Source organism: Campylobacter sp. LMG 7929, assembly GCF_024723595.1.
In the GTDB taxonomy this organism is placed as follows: domain Bacteria; phylum Campylobacterota; class Campylobacteria; order Campylobacterales; family Campylobacteraceae; genus Campylobacter_D.
This window is the reverse complement of sequence record NZ_JANQCY010000012.1, coordinates 1-18,985: the sequence shown is the minus strand read 5'-3', so window position 1 is coordinate 18,985 and position 18,985 is coordinate 1. Positions and strand designations below refer to the sequence as shown.

The window sequence follows — 18,985 nt, the reverse complement described above, 5'->3', positions numbered from 1 at the left end:
GCTTTGAATGCTAGATAAAATAAAATCATTTTTTAAAACACAAAAAAGAAATCAAGATTATCATACCTTAGAGTTCCTTTCAGGAGAAAAGGTAAATTCTGATGAGCTTTCTGCTGTAATTGCAGCTATATCAAATATAAGCGAAACTATAGCTTCTTTGCCATTAAATCTATACAAAAAAGAAAAAAATGGCTCTATGTTAGCCACTAATCATCCTTTGTTTGATCTTATAAAAATTGCACCAAATGAAACCATGACACCATTTACACTTATAGAAGCTTTTATGGTGCAAATGCTTATTTATGGAAATGGTTTTTTATATCCTATGCGAAAAAGAAATGGGCAAATTTGCTCCATAGAACTTATAGAAAACAAAGATATTTCATTGTTTAAACAAAGTGGAAAATACTTTTATAGTGCATACTCTAGCAATGGCAGTGTTGTTTTAAGCTATGATGAAATAGTCAATGTTCCATATCACACAAAAGATGGTGTCAATGGAATAGCACCTTTAAGAAAAAGTAAAACCACAGCAAAGTTAGCTACAGCCATAGAACAACATGGGCTTAGCTTTTTTCAAAATGGTGCTTTTACAAGTGGTGTTATTACTGTTCCAAATGAGCTTAGTGATCAAGCATATGATAGATTGAAAAAATCATTTAAAGAAAACTATAGTCAAAAGAAAGCTTACAACATATCCATTTTAGAAAGTGGCTCTACATTTACTCAAACTACAAGCGCAAATAAAGATAGTCAATTTATAGAAAGCAAACAATTTCAGATTATAGAAATTGCAAGATTATTTAACATACCCCCGCATAAGCTAGGAGATCTTTCTAGAGCAACATTTTCTAACATAGAACAACAAGAAACAAACTACATGGTTCAAACAATCACGCCTCTTACTACAAAAATAGAACAAGCATTTAATCGCTTTTTGCTTACTAAAAGCGAATGGGGAAAATATTATTTTAAATTTAATATCAATGCTATTTTAAGAGCTGATAGTGCTTCAAGATGGGAAAGCTATACAAAAGCTTTAAACAATGGAGTTATGAGTATTAATGAGGTTAGGGCATTAGAGGAGATGAACCCAATTAGCAATGGAAATGAACATCTTATAGCATTAAATTTAGGAAAGTTAAATGCATTAAAGGATGGGGTTTGGGAGAAATAGAAGTAGAAGGTCTTGTAGAATTAATGAAAGATTTAAACACACTGAGTAATTCATCATTATCAAAAGCTGCTAGAAAAGGCGCTATGAGTGTAAGCAAGGAAATAGCTAAGGTTTATAAAAAAACAGCACCTAAAGAAAGTGGTCTTTTAAGATCAAGTGTTAGGGCTGTTACAAGTAGAAATTTAGAAAAAGGTGTTTATAGGGCAGCTGCTGTTATATTTAAAAAGAAAAAAGTAAGCCAAAAAAGATATGAAAAACTAAAAGGTTTTAAAAAATGGACTTTAGAGAAAAAGAATGAAAAGAAAAATAAAATAGAGTATTTTTCTAGTGCTTATTATGCACATTTTTTAGAGCATGGATTTTGGCATAGAGGAGGAAAAAACAAAAAAGGTAAAACAAGTTTTGTAAAAGGATATAAAACTATGGAAAATGCTACAAAAAAAATAGAACCAAAGGCAGATATTTTAGTTCAAAACGAATTAGAAAAAGAATTAAAAAAATTAGGGTTTTAAATGAAAATGTACAAAGAATTTTTAGTCCGCTTTCTACAAAATTTAGAAAATGAATTAAAACTAGATGTTTATCCTATAAAAGCAACTATAGAAAGTAAAGAAAATTTTATAGTTTATGAAATAAGCAATGAAGAAATAGTTTTAAGTATTGATAATAAATTATTAGTAAAAGAAATAGAAATATCCCTTACCATATATAGTAAAAAGTATCAAAAGTTAAGAAATATAAAAGAAGATTTGGAAAATTTATTGTTTAGTATAGATAAAAAGCCAACAGATATACTCATAGCCGGAGAAGATGAAGAAAATGGTTTTTATTACAGTAATGTGTTTTTAACTTTTAAATTTTAATACGCTTTCTAACGCCTCAAAGTTTTCTTAAAATCTATTTGTATTTTATTGCAAGGAGAACCAATGCCAAAAGAAAAAATAATTTCAGAAGCACCAGATGTTCAAGGTCTTAGAGTATTAGTTTTATCTCGTGCTATGGAAACAGCCGGATCTACACCAGTACAAGCAGGTTTTTTAACTAGCATTTCAGGACTTAAAGGAGGAAGTAGGGAAAGTCAAAAATTAAGCCCAATTAATGACAGAGATTATGAAGAAATAAATGCAGTAGGTAAAAAAACAAGTGCCACTGTGAATATGTCTTTGCTTTATAAATTTGTAAAAGATGGAAAAACGCAAGATTTTGAAGGTGTAAATTATCTTGAAAAGGCTTTTGAAGAAAATGAAGAAGTTTTTATTATTGTTGAGGTTAATGATGAAAGAAAAACAACTTTAAAAATCAAAATGAAAATAACGGGTTTTGAAGTTACCAGCGAAGCTAATAATAAATTTAGCGCAAATATTACAGCAGAAAAAATAGGAGAAGCAAAAGACATCACTCCTTTTAGATTTGAAGAAGGAGATAATATAGAGCATACTAGCGATGCGTTAAATGTAGGTGATGTTTATGCGGATAAAAAATCAAAAACGATCTATTACTATCCAAATCCAAGCACACTAAAAACGCCACAAACTAATGATGAAAGACTTGTATATATCTTTGATAGCATTAGAGGTGTGTGTCCATATGCTAATAAGCAGATTTTTAATGAAAGTAAAGAATTTATAGATAGTGAGCAAGAACATGAGGATAAATGGGTAAAAGAAGATGATGAAAACATCATTCATGAAATCAAAAATGAGCCAACTCAAGGTCAAACTTATGAAGAATTAAAAGGCAAGACAATTTATTTTTATCCAAATCCTTTATCTCTTACATATCCAGCAAATAAAGATATAAGAAAAAAATACACATGCGATGGAAGCAGTGGTGTGGCTTCATCTGCCACTGAAGAAGAATTCAACATTAACAAATTTACACAAAAAGGAAGAAAAAAATGAATTTAAAAGATTTTTTACAAAACAATTCTCTTAAAACAAAGGAAATTAATATTGATGGCATTGATGAAAAAATAACCATAAAACAACTTTCTATGTTAGAACAATATGAGCTTATGAAAAATCATAAAATAGAGTTTAAAAAAGATAGTAAAGATGGTGATGATATTAATGAAATCAATATAGAAGCCATAAGCAACAACTCTAATTTTAGAACCGAAGTTGTCTTAAAAGGACTTGTAGAGCCAAGATTAAGCAAAAAAGAAATTACACAGCTTAATCAAGCCGCACTTGCTGTTATTTCTAAAATAGCTGATGAAATTTTAACCTTTAGTGTAGAAGTCCCAAAGCAAGAGAGCAAGGGCGATTAAAATATCGCCTAGCCCTTGCATTAGGAAAAACAATAGGCGAACTAGAACAAAGCATTACCCAGGCAGAATTTAATGAGTGGATGGAGTTTTTGTCTAATGAGCCTTTAGCTTGCGATAGAAATGAAATACAAATTAGTATTTTGCTTAGTATGATTGCATCTTTTATGGGAGTTAAAAACAAATGTGAAGATTTTTTACTAAGTGAGCATTTGAAGCCATCAATTAAGCAAAGTGCTAATACAAATCAAAATATAGATTTAAAAAAATTAGGTTTAGATTTTTTAGAACTTTTAGGATAATAAACTATGATCAATCTCCACGATAAATTCTTTTTCATTTGGGTTTTCTTGCAAAATTTGACAAAACTGAACTTTTATATCGTGATTAAAAAGATTGTTTTTTATACCAAATTGCATAGCTTTTGCACTAAGCAGAGCTTTTTGTGGTTTGTTTTCTTTAAGAAAAATATCAACAGCTTTAGTAAAGCTAGCAAGTTCTTCATCAATAATCTTTTCTTGAAATTCTTTTTTACTCTTAGTTTTAGCCATAAAAAACACCACAAGCAAAAACAGCAAAGTTATAAAAGTAAGTGGCTCATAAGAGTAAAAAAACATTCTAATACCTTTTTTTGTTTTCATTCTAGCTAAATTATATATAAAAGGAAATTAAAGTGGCAAAAAATGTAAAAGTTGGTATAAGTGTTGATACAAATAAAGGAGTGGTTAGTGTTAATAAGTTAAACCAAAGCTTTGTTAATCTAAATCAAAAAACAAAAGATACCAAAGAAAGCTTTTTGGGTCTATCTAAAGCGATACTAGATATGAATGCACATTTTGTGCAAAGCTATCATGGTTATAAAGCTATGTTTGATAGCGTGAGTAATTATGCCAAATCTTTTATAGAATTAAATGCTCAATATGAAAAAACAAAGAAAAATATAGCTTCCTTAATAGCTGTAAATTCATCCAATGTTACATCTTTTGGTAAGACACTAAATATACAAGAAAAATATCAATTGTCATTAAAACAAAGCGCTAAAACACTAGAGCAGTTTAATAATTTATCTGCTAAGTCAGGATATGCTGTATCAGATTTAGCGGATATTTTTTCTAGTTTTTATGCAGGTGCTTCAAAAAATATGAATTTTGATGAAAGTATAAAATCTTTTGAAAATTTAATGCAAACTCTTAAAATATCAGGTCTTGGAGTAGAACAGCTGAAAATGACAATAGATGGTCTTGGAGATGGAGCTGTATTATCAAGTTCTGATCTTGGTAGGTTTTTAAAACAAATCGGACTTACTAACGAAGCTATTAAAGAAGCTAATGCAAGTGGTAATCTATATAATTTAATTATTCAAAAAACAAGTGAAAATGTTAAGGTTGCTCAGCTAGCTCTTGGAGGATATGAAGATAATGTTAGACTTCTAAAGTCAAATATAGATAAATTAAAAAGAGAGCTGAGTAAGCCTATATTTGAAAGTGTAAATGAAAGCTTGTTAAAGCTAAATATTTACATGGAAGAAAATAAAGATAGTATTTCTAGTTTTATTAAAACTTTTCAGAGTTTAACACCTATACTTATTAATGTTTCTTTGGCTTTTGCTAGCTTAAAGGCATACTCTAAAATAGCTCCGATTTTATCTAAAGGATTTTTAGAACTAAAAGCTTCGATACTAGATACTAAAAATGCTTTATATCTACAAAGAGTCGGGTTGCTTTCTAATACTCAAAGTATAAATGAAATAAATAAAAGAACTATTGTTTTATCTAGGGGATTTAAAGCGTTATCAAATGTTGCCAAGAATGCTATACCTTTAGTTTTAATAGAAAGGTTGTTTGCTATAGAAGATGCTTTAGATAAAGCGTATGAGAAAACAGAAAAGTTAAATTCTTCTTTTAAAAGAAAAATTGAAATTTTAGATATAGAAGATTTGAAAAAACAAAAAGAGCAATTAGAAAAAGAGTTGGAAAGTATATCAGATATTGGAAGCTTTCAAAACACAATAGGAAATTTTTTAAAAGAATATTCATTTGAAATCATAGGAGATGATTATAAAAAAGCAATCTCTTATCTACAAAAAATAGATTTTTCTTTTATGGGGGCTATTAGAGAACAAAGTGTTGAAGATGCAAGAGAGATAGCAAATATTGCTCAAAAAATAGCATTTTTAGATGATAAAATTAAGCAAAATGCAAAAGAGGAGGTAAAACTAAAGAGTGTAGAAAAGCTCAATAAGGAGTTAAAGGATGCAGTTGAATTAATAACAAAAATTCAAATTCCAAAAATAGAAAGCCAAGAGTTAGAAAAAACAAACAAAGCTTTAGATGATTTAAATAAAAAATTATTAGAACTTGTCAGTATTAATAATTGGGAGCAAAATAATGCTTTGGTAGAGCAGGTAAACATTATATCTAATGCATTAGCTCATGCTGTTAAAGCTGATGAGGTTAAAAGAATACTAGATCAAGAAGAAAAAGCAAAACTTGCTCAAGAAAAGCATACTCAAATCATAAAAGAGCAAAATCAAGCACTCAAAGAACTTTCACAAATCACTATGAGTGAGTATGAAAAAAGCTTGGAATCTATCAATGAAAAATTAAAACATTTCAAAGAAATAGGTTTTGATAGTAAAACTATACAAAAAGCTAAAGAAGAAATGATTATAGATCTTGATTTAAAAGAGAGTGAAAAAGAATTTCAATCCTATAAGAGTTTAATGCTTGAATTTTATGAAAGTGTTGGTAAAAAACAAGAAGCTTGGGCTTTGAAAGAAATAGAATTAAGAGAGAAATTTGTAGATATTTTAGATAAAGAAGATCTCCAAAAACTTATAAAGACGCAAAAAGAAGCTTTTCTAAATGTAGAAAAAAATGCATCAAAAACATTTAAAAATGTAGAAAATGATTATCTTAAGATGATAGCAAATATGCAAAGAACCATAGAAAGTCGTTTTTTTGATTTTATAGAAGGAAAAATAAAAAATTTAAAAGAATTATTCATAGGTTTAGGCAAATCCTTAGCTATGGATATGCTATCACCTGCTATTAGTTCTATTAGCGGATCAATATCAAGCATTTTTACAAATTCATTAATGGGTGCGAACAATTCTTATCAAAATGTTAGTTTAATTTCTCAAGATTTAGGTTTAAAAAAAGATAATAATGGAAATTTTACCGGTGTTATAGATGGTAAAGAAGTTATTATATCTTCTAATGGAGAGGTTAAAAAAGGACAAGATGTGTTAAATGGTGTATCTAATGTGCTAAGTGGATTTAATGCATTAGAAGGTATTTTAAGTGGCTCTACATTTGAAAAAATACAAAGTTTTGGTAGTTTTAATTTTAGCAGTATTGGTGATAGTTTTACTTCTGTGTTTCAAAATTTTTCTAATTTAATAAAAAATATAGGAACACTAGGAAGCAATATTTTAAGTTTAGGAAGTGCATATCTTGGTAGTTTTTTTGGAGGGACTGCTTTAACTTCTTTTAGTTCTGGTGCTTTATGGAGTTCTTTAGGTATTGGCGGTATAAATGGAGCTTTAGCCGGTGGTATTGGTTCTACTTTGGGTTTTGTTGGTGGTTTAGCTACTAATGCATTAAGTGGTGGTCTTTTGGGTTATGGTATAGGAAAGCTTGGAGATATGTTATTTAAAGCTGATACTCATGCTGGAAGTGGTGGTGCTATAGGAGGAGTTTTGGGTTCTTTAATAGCACCTGGTATAGGTACTTTGGTAGGTGGTCTTTTAGGTAGTGTTATAGGTGGAATTTTTGGAAAAACTAAAGCTACCGGAAGTGGTCTAAGACTTTGGCAAGATATAAATTTTAAAGATCATTTTTCACAAGGAAATTTGCAAAGCTATATTGATTATCAAAAGAAAGGGTGGTTTAGTAAAAAAAGTTGGACTGAATATCAAAATATAAATGATAGAAAGATAAAAGAACTTAATCTATTTTTGGATAATCAATATGCATTATTAGAAAGGTTAGGGGCAAATTTAGACAAATACGAAATAAACGCAGGGAAATATAGTGGCAATTCTCTTATAGATACAGCCGTTCCAAATGCTTTATTAAAAAGTTTTTTAAATACTGATGATAATGAATTAATTAACGAACAAATCAAAGCCATACAGCAAGCTGCTAAAGAAGCAAATATATCTTATGCACAGCAACTTTCTAAGCAATTTGGTCAGTTTATGAGTATGCAAAGTAATATTTTAAGTCAAATATATAAAAATGATCCTGTGAAGGTGGCAAAAATTACTCTAGATGATACCATGTATGCACTAAAAACTGCCATTAGAAATGTAAGTGGTGGTTTTGATATCTTAGGGTTAAAAGAAGATGAATTTAAAAATATTTCACAAATTTCACTAGATAAACTTAATGAGGCTTATAATGAAAGCTTAAGAAATGATTTCTCAACTGAAAATGTAGAAGCTTGGGAGCAATTATTACAAGCTTTAGCAAGTGCAAATGAGCAAGTAAATAACATCTTGCAAGCCATTATTAATAAAACAAGTGAATTAATGCAGATAAATCAAAGTTTTGCAGGTGTTAATGGATTGGATACTAGTGTTTTTAAAGTTAATGATTTGCTTAATCAGTATGCTACTATAATGGGTGGATTAAAAGATGATCTAAGTAAAGAAGAACAAGATATTTTTAAAGATATTTTTAGTGCTAATGATAAGTTGTTAGAGCTTGGATATGAAGGAATAAATGATTTTTTAAGCACTGGTAATACTGAACTTAGAAAACAATTAATAGCCATTATCACTTCCTTTGAACAAATAATGAAAGAGCAAGGTGGTTTAGTTTTTTCATCAGAGCATTTGAATGAGTTAGCTAAAGTTGATGAGCTTATAAAAGCATATGAAGATGAGAATTCAAAAGAATATGCCAAAATTAAAATTAATGAAAACAATAAACTTTTAGAAAATTTAAACAATCAAAAAAATATTTTATCATCTCTTGCTAGCTTTAGTGATAATTTGATTAAGCAAACTATTCAAACACCTCAAATGATAAGTAAAAACTATGAAAAATTACTAAAAAAAGCTAGCGATGATTTTAAAAATAATAATTTTAATTCATCTTCCTTTGAAGAACTAAAGCAGGCAGCAAGTGCCAAAGCAAATGACTTAAGAAATTCATCATCTTATGAAGAATATCAATTTCAAATGTTAAAAATGGCTAATGATATGAAGGATTTAGGAGGTGAAGCTGATTTAAATACAATACAAGATGAGATTGCCAAAATCACATTAGAAAATGAAAAATTAAATGAAAAACTTCAAGAAACTATAAAAGATACATCTTCTATGACTTTAGAAGAATTAAAAAAATATAGAGAAACTCTTTTAGAGCAAAGCCAAAAAGAAGTTCAGGAAATGATTAAGTATCTTGGAAAAGATTCACCTATAGCAAAATACTTAGAAGGTATGATTAAAGAATTAAAAAATGGTAGTACTTTAAGTGTGGCTGCTATAGAAAATTTAAAATATGCTTTGCTTGCATATCAAAACAATTCTAATAAAGTAGATAGTGAATTAAATCAAGAAATAAAAAACCCTAATAAAAAAGCGCTCGCTTTTGCAGATGGTGGAATAATAACACAAAAAACAAATGCTATTATAGGAGAAAATGGATATCCTGAGGCAGTTATTCCGTTAAAAGATGGTAAGGGATTAAAGGTTGATGTTTCTAATATATTTGAAAGATTAGAAGCAGCTCTTTCTAAAGGTATAGATAATGGCTTTAAGCAATTAAATTCTAAATTTGATGGATTAATTACAAAAGTAGACAATGTAGATAAAGGCATTAAAAGACTTTGTATGGATATGTCAATTCTTACAAAACAAACAAGAGAAATTGTAGAAAGGATTGAGAAATGATTATAGTAAGACCTTTGGAGTTTATCATAGAGCAAAATACCATAAGCAAAGATAATACAGCTATTTGGGATAAAGATAAAACATATAAGATCAACGATGAGGTTTCTTTTAAGGGATATATTTATAAAAGTGCTAGCGATGAAGACAAACATGAAGAACCAGATGTTTATTTCGATAAATGGGTAAAAATGCGTCCTACAAATGAAAATGCATGTTTTGATGATGAGGTAAATACGCAAAGTAAAGACAATAAAACTTGGAGTGTTATTATAGATGTTAAAGAAAGTTTTGATGCCTTAGCTGTATTAAATGCCAATTTATCCAAGATTAAAATACAAACATTGGATAAAAGGGTTATTTATGAAAAATCACTATTTTACAGAAAATCTCGCACATGGTGGGAATATTTTTTTGGTAGATTTAAAATCAACAAAGATGATTTTATATTTTTTAAATATCCCATTAATTCTAAAATAAAAATAACATTCTATGCTCTAAATGATATTGCTAATGTTGGACATATACTTTTGGGTAAAAAAGAAAAATTAGGTATTACTATACACCCTGCTAATCTTACTTATCTTAATTATTCTAAAACAAACACAAATGAATGGGGACATACTACTGTAGTAGATGGTAAAAAAGCGAAATTTTTAGAATTTATAGTTGCCTTAGAAAAAGCTCATTTTGATTACTATGATGATTTAATTGAAAGCATTTATAATAAAAAGACACTATTTATTGCAGATGAAAGTGAAAATGGGTTTAAAAAACTGACCACTTTTGGTATTTTAAAAGATTATTCAGCTCCTATTGAAGACTATGACTTTTTACAAATTAAATTAAATATACAAGGTTTGATATAAAATTTTTATATCAAGCTAACACGCATTTAAACGCCTCAAAAAATTTATAAAATCTATACAAAACATATTTTAAGGAAAAATATGAACTTTGTTAGATCAGATACTGCAAAAATAAGAAATATAGACAGTGATAATAATATATTAAGTTTTGTCATGATTTCAAATTCTAATGCTTGTAAGCGTTGGGATTGGGATATGGGTGAATACCTTGAGGAATTAGATATCTCCGGTGCAAGATATAACGAATTAAGAACGCTTTTTACAGACCATAATCCGAGCGTAGATAATGCTATAGCAAAAATTGAGAATATAAGAGTTGAAAATAACGAATTAGTTTGTGACTGTATTTTTGCAAAAGATGAGAGAAGTCAAAATATTTTTAAAAAATACAAAGATGGAATTTTAAGTGATGTATCTATCGGATATAAAATCTTAAAACAAACTATAGATAAAGACAGCAATCCCAAGAAAGTACTTGTAAATGAGTTTGAAATTTTTGAACTTAGTGCTGTTTGGAAAGGTGCAGATAAAAATGCAAAAAAACGCTTTTTTGATGAGCAAACACAAAAAGAAGCTAAAGCTTTAGCCCAAGCAAGAGAACGCGAGCTAGAGCTTATGATTAAAACACTTTAAAGGAGAGATAATGCAAAAAATAAGAGAAGAAATAGGTGCTTTACATAAGCAGATGTTAGAGCTTTCTAATAAAGCAAAAAATGAAAAAAGAGCATTTAGCACAGATGAAGAACAAAAATATAATGAAATGCTTAAAGATTTTGAAAGCAAACGCAGTGAGCTTTTAAGACTTGAAGAAGAGCAAAAAAGAGAAAAATTTTTAAATGAAGTTACAAGTATAAGATTAGAACAAAATCCACATCCACAAAAAGAAGAAGAAAGAGACTCTATGAGATCTTTTGTTAAATACTTAAGAAGTGGAGTTATAGACACATCTTTGCAAAGAGATGCATTAAACGAAGCTTCAGGTGATAAAGGCGGTGTTTTAGTTCCTACAACATTACAATCAAAAATTAGATCAAAATTGACAGATCTTAGTGTAATTAGGAAAATAGCTACTGTGCAAAAATCATCCACAAATCAAGATATACCTATACTTGAAGATATAAGTGGTTTTGGTTGGATTGATGAAATGGCTAGTTTTAATGAGGCAAGTGCTTCTTTTTCAAAATTAACTATTGGAGCATACAAATTGGGAGGTATTATTAAAATTAGTGAAGAATTACTAAATGATAATATCTCAAATTTAGAAAGTTTTTTAATTAGAAAGAGTGCTGAAAAAATTGCACAAGCAGAGGAAGAAGCATTTATAAAAGGCGATGGAAATAAAAAACCAACAGGTATTGTAAATACAAAAACAAAATATGAATTAGCAAGTAACAGTGGCATTACAAGCAATGATGTAATTGATGCATTTTTTACATTAAAAAGTGCATATAGATCTAATGCATGTTGGCTTGTTGGGGATGATTTTATGAAAGCTCTTTATAAATTAGTCGATGGAGATGGTAGACCTTTATGGATGCCAGCGCTTAGTTCTGGTGGATATGACACTATTTTAGGTAAAAAAGTAATCTATTGTTCTTCATTAGATGGTTTTGGTGCTAATAAAATTCCTGCTATCTTCGGTGATTTTAGTTTTTATGAAATTTGGGATAGAGAAACTATGAGTTTTACGAGATTAAATGAATTGTATGCTCAAAATGATTTAGTTGGAATTAAAGTTAGATCAAGACTTGATGCTAAATTAATCACAGATGAAGCAGTTTGTAAAATAGTAACTCCTTCTTAAAGTATAAGTCATGAAAAAAGTTGAATTTTTATTTTGTTTAAGTGGTGATGTTTTTTATAGAAAAGGTGATGTGGTAGAGCTTAATGATAAAGAAGCTCTACGACTTCAAAAGAGAAATATTGTAAAGATACTTATAGATCAAGAGCAAGTAGATGAACAAGTAGATGAACAAGTAGATGAACAAGTAGATGAACAAGTAGATGAACAAGTAGATGAACAAGTAGATGAACAAGTAGATGAACAAGTAGATGAAGCTCAGCAAAAACAAAAAGGTAAGGGCAAAAAATGATTATTAAAGAATTAAATGCACCTGAAAAAACTCTTATAAACATAAAAGAATTAAGAGAATTTCTAAGAATAGATAGTGAAGTTTTTGATGAAAGCATAAAGCAGTCTTTAAAAGCTGCCATAACAGAATTTGAAAACAGAACTAATCGCATATTGGTTAAGAATAATTATGAAATATCTTTTTTCAATGAAAGAGTTGTGTTAGCCCCATTTAATTCTTTAGAGAATGCGCAATTCAAAGCAGAATTTAAAACAAATTCCAATGTTTTGTATTGTGAAGGTAGTGGAAGAATGATTGTTAATTTAGGTTATGAAGAGCTTCCAGAAGATATAAAACTTTGGCTTAAAAACTATTGTTTGCACGCTTTTGAAAACACAAGTTTTCCTAATATAAGTAAAGCTCTTATCAATAGATATAAAATATCCTTCTTCTAAGGTTTTTAAATGAAAGCAAAAGAACTTAAACATCGTTTAAAAATATATAAAAAAATGCAAAGTAAAAATGAATTTCAAGAGCTAGATTATGATGAGGTAGTTTTTATAAAAGAAATATTTGCAAGTTGTAAAAATTTAATCGTTGAAAATAAAGAACAAGGCAACATAACAAACAAAACTTCTTTTTGCGAGTTCGAAGTTAGATTTTTAGAGCTTGACATGTCTTATCTGATCGAGTTTGAAGGTGGTAGATATGAAATTTTAAGCATACAAGATGAGGGTATGAGTAAAAGATTTTTAAAAATAAAAGCGAGAAAAATAGATGATTACAACTAAAATCAGTCAATTACCATCACCACCAGATTTAGAAAATCCTATAGATTTTGATAAGCAAGCAGATGCCTTTGTAAGATCTTTAAACCCTTTTGGAAAAGAATTAAATAGCTTGTCAAAAGAAATTAATGAGCTTAGTGAATTTATTTCTCAAAAATCAGATGAATTGGTGTCTTTTATAAACTTAAAACTAGAAGAGATTGATTTAGAAGCAAATGAAGAAAAACTAAAACTCTTAAAATATGCAAAAGAATTAGAGCAAGCCTTATTTTTGCATACACAAAATAAAACAGAAGAATTGCTAAGTTTGATAGATGAAAAGGGTTTTGAAATTATAGAAAGAATAAATGATAATTGCTTAGGGGCTGATTACACTGCTTTAAGTCAATCTTTAGCTCATAATATTTCTATTGAGCGTTTTTTATGGGAAAGCAATATGATAAAGCTTAGCCAAAAAGAAATACCTAACAATGAGCAATTAATCATTGAAGTTTTAAACAACAAAGAAGATACTAAACATACTATAAAAATTTTAAAAGACTTATTAGATCTGCTTAATATGCAAAATGAAATAAATCAAATTTTTAAAGGAGAAGAATAATGAATCAAAAGCCTACACCTCTTATGCTTTATACAATTTTAGAACAAGCAAGTAAAGATATCATAGCTATAAGAGAATACTTGTACAATAGCAAAGAAAAAATAGATGAACATATATTAGAACATATTGATAAATTTGAAGAAAAGGTAAAAGAAGCTATAGCTTCTTATGAAGCTTTAAGCAAAGAAAAGCTTGAAATTCTTGAAGAACTTTATAAGCAAGTGGTTTATCCTTTTGATTTTGCAAGTAGTGATAATGAGCCGGTTAATCCTAAATTAAACCAAATATGGTTTAAAAAATCAACAGCACAAATATTGCAATTTTTACAAAATCCGACAATAAACTTTATTCAAAAAACACCACCAAGTCAAAAAAAAGAAGGAAGTGTTTGGTTTAAACCTCTTGATGATGAAAACATTATGCAAGGGGAGATTTATGTTTGTGAGAAAGTTTTAGATAATAAAGCTTGGGTTAATCCTGCTTTGCCAAAAGAATTAAAACCTGCTTTTATCAGCGAAGAAGAACCAAGTGAGGCTAACTTGGGTGATATTTGGAAAAAACAAAGCACCGGAGAATATTTTGTATATGTACAAACTAGTAGCGGTAAAACTTGGACAAGTCCTGAAAATCCAAGTGTTTATATTCCAACTCACACCAGCGAAGAAGAACCAAGTGAGGCTAACTTGGGTGATATTTGGAAAAAACAAAGCACCGGAGAGTATTTTATACATATAAGAACAACAGATGATAATGCTTGGATTTTAAAGCATGATTTAAAGATAGAGCCATATATTTGGGTTGATCAAAAAGATGAAAATATTAAATATATACTTTCTTTGCTTGGTGATTTGCAAAATAAAGATGATGTTCAAGAAAAACATGAGAATGAAGTATTAGAAAAGGAACAAGAATTAAATAATAAAAAAGATGAATTAGAAAATATAAAAAATCAAATTCAAGAAGAACTTAACAAAGTTCCACCTGGCGATGTATCTTCTTTAGAAGAAGAAAAAGCAAGACTTGAAGAAGAGATTAGTCAAATTAAAAAAGATTTAGATGAAAAAAAAGAGGAATTGGAAGCTATATTAGAAGAAAAAAGACTTGTAAATAAAAAAATGTTAGATGAGGCTTTGAAAACAAAAGTTTCTATAGAAGGAAACAAGACAATAAACGGAAATATAACTTTAAGTGGTGCTTTAACGGCAAATGGAGCTACTAATTTAAATGGAAATACTACTTTTAAGTTTATTCCAAATTGTGCAGTTAATCCAACAGCTGATAATCATTTAGCTAGAAAGTGGTATGTAGATTATGGCGGTGGTATTAAAAATTTAGGAACAGTAGGTTCAACAAACATAGACTTAAGACAAGCTCAACATTTTATTTTAACAGCAAATGCAAATACAGAGTTGGGCATAGCTAATTGGGGCGGGGCAGGTAAAAGTGGAACCATAACCATAAATAATTGTCAAAACATAAAATCTTTTAAAGCACCATTTAAATTTAGAATAGCACAAAGTGGTTTTAGTGGAACTGAGACCTTTGCTTATTTTTGCATAGCAGCAAATAACATCAGATTAGTAAGGTCTTAATATGAATACTCTAATGCTTGCAAATTTAACATTTCAAGTTAATTTACCTCCAGAACTTGGCGGAGGCGTGGCTAATTATAATTATATGTTTAGTTTAAATAATCTAGTAAGACCTAATGAATATGTTGTGCCTGCTAATTTAGCAAATAAAGAAGTTTTAGTTGTAGGAGAAGTTTGGACTGCAAACAACATGAATAATAAAACTTCAGCAAATTCTATTGATATAACTTGGAATAATTATACTAATTCGCATCGTTTTTATGGTCCATCAAGATCATACACAGCTAATAAAAAAATACCAGTGAAAGCAAAAATAAAATTTGGCGCTATAAACTCAAATAAAATTAGATTTTCTTCATATCAAACAGGTAGTCACAACGCACAAGCAGGGTGGAATACTAGCGATTGTAATTTGCAATGTCGTGGAAACTTGACATTTTATTATAACTAAGGAGGAAAGATGTTTTACAAGATAGATGATAAGGCTTTTTTTAATGAAGATGTGTATTTAAAAAAAGTTATTATTAAAGTAGATGAGGAAGAATTAGAAGGGGAAGATACTTATTTTTTAAGTAAATTAAATGATGATGAGCTTAAAGCTCTTGGTTTTGCTAGAGTGAGTGAACAAGAATTGCCAAGTTTTGATGAAAAAAGCCAAGAGCTTGTTAGAAAAGAAGAATTTGATGAGCTAAGTAATATCTTTCATATAAAATACGAAGTACGCCAAAAAAGCTTAGAAGAACTAAAAACAATTAAGCTTGATGAAATAAGAGCTAAAAGAGATGAGACTTTAGAAGGCGGACTTATTTATAATGAGCATACTTTTCAAACAAGAAAAGAAGACAAACAAAATATCATTGGAGCTGCAACTAATTTAATGCTTGATATGCAAAGTGGAACTAACTCAATCTCTGAAATCATTTGGATTGATATAAATGATGAAAAAGTAACTTTTACACCACAAGATTTTTTAAAATTTGCTTCAAGTGTAGCTTATCATACCCAAGAAATTATCTTTAAAGCAAATGCATTAAAAGAAAGAATAGAACAAGCTGAATCTGAACAAGATTTAGAAGCTATTGTTTGGGAGGATTAATATGTCGCATTTAGAAAATTCAGCCAATATAGCTTTATTTGGAGGTTCTTTTATCTTAGCTTTTTTCTTTCAGTTTTTAGCATATACTGGTATTAAAGAAGCTCAAGCTTTTACTTTGTTTGTTATTTTTATATTTTCAGCAATAGTAGGTTTTTGCAGAACTTTAGCCTTAAATGAAAGTGTTAAGGCTTATACCTTTTCTGATCTTTTGTCAAAGTTTTTAATGCTAGGAATACCTTTTATGTTTGCTTTGGGTGCAAAGCAAATAGATGCTTTATATTATTTTGTAGATTATAGTTTTAGCTTCTTGATTTTAGGAGAAATCCTTTCTGTAATGATTAATATTCAATGTATAAAAACAAGAAAAGCAATAGCTGAAGTAGATATTTACAATATTGCAGTTGAGAAAATAAAGAATTTTTCAAGCGGTTTTTTAAAAACAAATACTTATATAAAAGAAGAAGAAAAGGGTAGGCAAGATGATAAGAAAAACACTTAAAAGGGTTATAGTTAAGCCTTTTGGTAAAGATAGATTTGAAGTTGTAAAAGAATTTGAAGTTAGTTTGTGTGGTTTAAATTTTATCGTGCCAAAAGGCTTTATTAGTGATGGTGCTTCAGTGCCACGCATTTTTTGGAGTATTTATCCTCCATATAAAAGTGAGTACTTTAGCGCAGCAATTGTGCATGATTATTTATGCCAAAAAGCATATTCAAAAGATGATTATAAGCTAGCAGATAAAGTTTTAAAAGAAGCTATGAGTGAGCTTGGTTGCTCTAAAGTAAAGACTTTTATTTTTTATCATGCGTGTAATACATTCCATGTGGTTAAATGTTTTTTGAAAGGAATTTAAATGCACAATATATTAGAAGAAATTAGCAAAAACACAAAAGAACTAAATAAAGATTTTGATGAGAGTTTGAAAGTTTTAAAAGAGCTTTATAAAAATGGAGTGAAATTAGATGATGAGCAAGTTAAAAAAAATATATTAGAAATTTTAGAAAATGGCAATTATAAAGGCGAAAAAGGCGATGCATTTACTTATGAAGATTTTACGCCTGAGCAACTTCAAAGTTTAAAAGGCGATAGTGGAGCCAAAGGAGAAGATGGAAAAAGTGCTTATGAAATTTGGCTTAACAAAGAAGGTAATGCAGGAAAAAGCGAAGATGAGTTTTTAGCTTCTTTAAAGGGTGAAAAAGGAGACAAAGGCGAAGCAGGGGAGCAAGGAGCCAAAGGTGAAAAAGGAGATAAAGGTGATAGTATATCTAAAGAAGAGCTAAAGCCCATAGTAAAAGAAGTTGTAGATGAATTAGGACTTAGTAATCAAGCAGGTTCTATTATAACAAGCACTAATCTTCCAAGTCCTGATATAAAAGCACAAATAGGTACTTTGTATAATTATTGCAACAAAGAAAAATCAACTTTATTTGTTTGTATAGACAAAAAAGAACAAGATAGTGTTTGGATGGATTTGCTTAGTAAAGATGAAATATCTTTTAGAAAAAGTTTATTATTTAGTTTTGATATAGAAAAAATAGCAGGACAATATGGTGGATGTATTAGTGATGTATTATTTTACTTTGAAGGTAGTGGTTGGGCTAGAACTACTTTGATACAAAAAGGACTAACTAAAGGGAAATTTGTCATAAAGAAAAACGGCTTAGGCGGTATTAAAAGTGGAGTGCAAGAAGCAACACAGGCTAGAGAAGGCTTAAGCGATGATTATGTTTTAGAAGATGATGAAATATTAGGCACTATAGGTACAACAAACATTTATGCAGATGAAAGATATCATTGTATTACAAATGCTCTAAAGCAAAATTATAGTTTTTCTAATGAAGAAGTTGCTGATATTAACGGTGGTATGACACATCCATTGTGGAATAGTAGCGGAAATAAAATTACTATAGAGCTTTTTACTAAAGAATTTCCTACTAAATTTTTTCTTAGAGGAACTGGAAGCTATGGTCAAAACATGATTAAAAATCTTAAAATAGGAGAAGCTACTATCTTAATTAGAAAAAGTCTTAAAACATTGTCAGAAATAGCTACTCTTGATTTAAATACCACTTTAGAACAAAACGAAGAACTTGTTGAGTTTAAAGAATTTCAAATAAATACTCTAGCACCTTTTGGTACTGCCAAAGAAAATGAAAATCACGCTGGATATGTTTTTGAAAATGCAACTCAAGCTGAGTTCAATAATCAAACAAATACAAACAATGATGAAAACAATCTTTATAAAGATTATGGGAGATATGCAAATTTGTTTTTAATTACACCAAAAGGAGAATAAATGAAATTAAAATTAACTAGAAAGTATTTAAGAAATACTTGTGTCATAGGAGAGTTTAAAGTTTTAGATGAAAAAGAAAATATTCTTTTTGAGTGTTTTTCTTTGGAAGAAGATAAAGAAGGTGTTGAAAGAGAAAAAGACTTAAGAGTTCCTGCTGGAGTTTATAATCTAAAAAGACATGCGCTATCTAGTTTTAATGATAAAGGTAAAAGGGTAGTAGCAGGAGTTAAGGTTTTAAACGATGATGATAGCGTTGTAAATATCTACAACGATGATGTGCCTTTTGATAGACACATTTTGTTGCATTGGGGAAATACAGACAAAAATACAA

Annotated in this window: 22 protein-coding genes; 21 read left to right on the top strand and 1 reads right to left on the bottom strand. The window is 29.0% G+C overall.

Features of this window, described 5'->3' with window-relative positions; translation table 11 throughout:
* Positions 1 to 7 precede the first annotated feature (7 nt).
* The 6 genes from CAMP5118_RS06580 to CAMP5118_RS06555 all read left to right on the top strand — a co-directional run bounded on the left by CAMP5118_RS06580 (position 8) and on the right by CAMP5118_RS06555 (position 3,745).
* On the top strand, positions 8 to 1,177 hold the full coding sequence (locus CAMP5118_RS06580) for a phage portal protein (protein WP_337216908.1): 1,170 nt from the start codon (positions 8 to 10) through the stop codon (positions 1,175 to 1,177).
* Positions 1,165 to 1,689 carry an HK97 gp10 family phage protein gene (locus tag CAMP5118_RS06575; RefSeq protein WP_337216907.1) on the top strand — a complete coding sequence of 175 codons (525 nt, stop codon included), beginning with the start codon at positions 1,165 to 1,167 and terminating at the stop codon, positions 1,687 to 1,689. Before CAMP5118_RS06580 ends, CAMP5118_RS06575 begins: the two co-directional genes overlap by 13 nt.
* Entirely contained in the window at positions 1,690 to 2,040 is a 351-nt protein-coding gene (locus CAMP5118_RS06570) for a hypothetical protein (RefSeq protein WP_337216906.1), read from the top strand.
* Positions 2,041 to 2,103: 63 nt separating this feature from the next.
* A complete protein-coding gene (locus tag CAMP5118_RS06565; protein WP_257395614.1) occupies positions 2,104 to 3,078 on the top strand; it encodes a hypothetical protein in 975 nt (324 codons plus the stop codon).
* On the top strand, positions 3,075 to 3,446 hold the full coding sequence (locus tag CAMP5118_RS06560) for a DNA repair protein (protein WP_214098817.1): 372 nt from the start codon (positions 3,075 to 3,077) through the stop codon (positions 3,444 to 3,446). The genes CAMP5118_RS06565 and CAMP5118_RS06560 overlap by 4 nt, the downstream gene beginning before the upstream one ends.
* Positions 3,447 to 3,478: 32 nt before the next feature.
* A complete protein-coding gene (locus tag CAMP5118_RS06555) occupies positions 3,479 to 3,745 on the top strand; it encodes a phage tail assembly protein T (protein WP_431520899.1) in 267 nt (88 codons plus the stop codon).
* On the opposite strand, the gene CAMP5118_RS06550 is transcribed toward CAMP5118_RS06555, so the two are convergent.
* The gene (locus CAMP5118_RS06550; protein WP_066006897.1) at positions 3,737 to 4,060 is read right to left on the bottom strand and encodes a hypothetical protein; all 324 of its coding nucleotides are present in this window, start codon (positions 4,058 to 4,060) and stop codon (positions 3,737 to 3,739) included. The two genes, CAMP5118_RS06555 and CAMP5118_RS06550, sit on opposite strands and share 9 nt — an antisense overlap.
* A gap of 56 nt (positions 4,061 to 4,116) precedes the next feature.
* Here CAMP5118_RS06550 and CAMP5118_RS06545 point away from each other — a divergent pair, with 56 nt between their 5' ends.
* The 15 genes from CAMP5118_RS06545 to CAMP5118_RS06475 all read left to right on the top strand — a co-directional run.
* Positions 4,117 to 9,345 (top strand): hypothetical protein, encoded by a 5,229-nt coding sequence (locus CAMP5118_RS06545; protein WP_337216905.1) that lies wholly within the window; start codon positions 4,117 to 4,119, stop codon positions 9,343 to 9,345.
* Positions 9,342 to 10,211: a hypothetical protein gene (locus CAMP5118_RS06540; protein WP_066006890.1), complete on the top strand. Its 870-nt coding sequence runs from the start codon at positions 9,342 to 9,344 to the stop codon at positions 10,209 to 10,211. The genes CAMP5118_RS06545 and CAMP5118_RS06540 overlap by 4 nt, the downstream gene beginning before the upstream one ends.
* A gap of 81 nt (positions 10,212 to 10,292) precedes the next feature.
* The gene (locus CAMP5118_RS06535) at positions 10,293 to 10,844 is read left to right on the top strand and encodes an HK97 family phage prohead protease (protein WP_214098822.1); all 552 of its coding nucleotides are present in this window, start codon (positions 10,293 to 10,295) and stop codon (positions 10,842 to 10,844) included.
* 10 nt (positions 10,845 to 10,854) lie between these two features.
* Complete coding sequence (locus CAMP5118_RS06530; protein WP_012661561.1) at positions 10,855 to 12,015, top strand: phage major capsid protein; 1,161 nt, start codon at positions 10,855 to 10,857, stop codon at positions 12,013 to 12,015.
* Positions 12,016 to 12,025: 10 nt separating this feature from the next.
* A complete protein-coding gene (locus CAMP5118_RS06525; RefSeq protein WP_337216904.1) occupies positions 12,026 to 12,304 on the top strand; it encodes a hypothetical protein in 279 nt (92 codons plus the stop codon).
* On the top strand, positions 12,301 to 12,738 hold the full coding sequence (locus CAMP5118_RS06520; protein ID WP_012661559.1) for a head-tail connector protein: 438 nt from the start codon (positions 12,301 to 12,303) through the stop codon (positions 12,736 to 12,738). Before CAMP5118_RS06525 ends, CAMP5118_RS06520 begins: the two co-directional genes overlap by 4 nt.
* A 9-nt stretch (positions 12,739 to 12,747) precedes the next feature.
* Complete coding sequence (locus CAMP5118_RS06515; RefSeq protein ID WP_012661558.1) at positions 12,748 to 13,074, top strand: phage head completion protein; 327 nt, start codon at positions 12,748 to 12,750, stop codon at positions 13,072 to 13,074.
* On the top strand, positions 13,061 to 13,672 hold the full coding sequence (locus CAMP5118_RS06510) for a hypothetical protein (protein ID WP_012661557.1): 612 nt from the start codon (positions 13,061 to 13,063) through the stop codon (positions 13,670 to 13,672). The genes CAMP5118_RS06515 and CAMP5118_RS06510 overlap by 14 nt, the downstream gene beginning before the upstream one ends.
* Complete coding sequence (locus tag CAMP5118_RS06505) at positions 13,672 to 15,264, top strand: hypothetical protein (protein ID WP_337216903.1); 1,593 nt, start codon at positions 13,672 to 13,674, stop codon at positions 15,262 to 15,264. Before CAMP5118_RS06510 ends, CAMP5118_RS06505 begins: the two co-directional genes overlap by 1 nt.
* A 1-nt stretch (position 15,265) precedes the next feature.
* Positions 15,266 to 15,715 (top strand): hypothetical protein, encoded by a 450-nt coding sequence (locus tag CAMP5118_RS06500; RefSeq protein ID WP_337216902.1) that lies wholly within the window; start codon positions 15,266 to 15,268, stop codon positions 15,713 to 15,715.
* A gap of 9 nt (positions 15,716 to 15,724) precedes the next feature.
* On the top strand, positions 15,725 to 16,360 hold the full coding sequence (locus tag CAMP5118_RS06495; protein WP_337216901.1) for a DUF4376 domain-containing protein: 636 nt from the start codon (positions 15,725 to 15,727) through the stop codon (positions 16,358 to 16,360).
* A gap of 1 nt (position 16,361) precedes the next feature.
* Positions 16,362 to 16,859 (top strand): hypothetical protein, encoded by a 498-nt coding sequence (locus tag CAMP5118_RS06490; protein ID WP_214135135.1) that lies wholly within the window; start codon positions 16,362 to 16,364, stop codon positions 16,857 to 16,859.
* Positions 16,840 to 17,211 (top strand): DUF1353 domain-containing protein, encoded by a 372-nt coding sequence (locus CAMP5118_RS06485; protein ID WP_139493082.1) that lies wholly within the window; start codon positions 16,840 to 16,842, stop codon positions 17,209 to 17,211. The genes CAMP5118_RS06490 and CAMP5118_RS06485 overlap by 20 nt, the downstream gene beginning before the upstream one ends.
* Complete coding sequence (locus tag CAMP5118_RS06480; protein WP_337216900.1) at positions 17,212 to 18,654, top strand: collagen-like protein; 1,443 nt, start codon at positions 17,212 to 17,214, stop codon at positions 18,652 to 18,654.
* On the top strand, positions 18,655 to 18,985 hold a 331-nt coding region (locus CAMP5118_RS06475; protein WP_337216899.1), incomplete at its 3' end, for a DUF5675 family protein.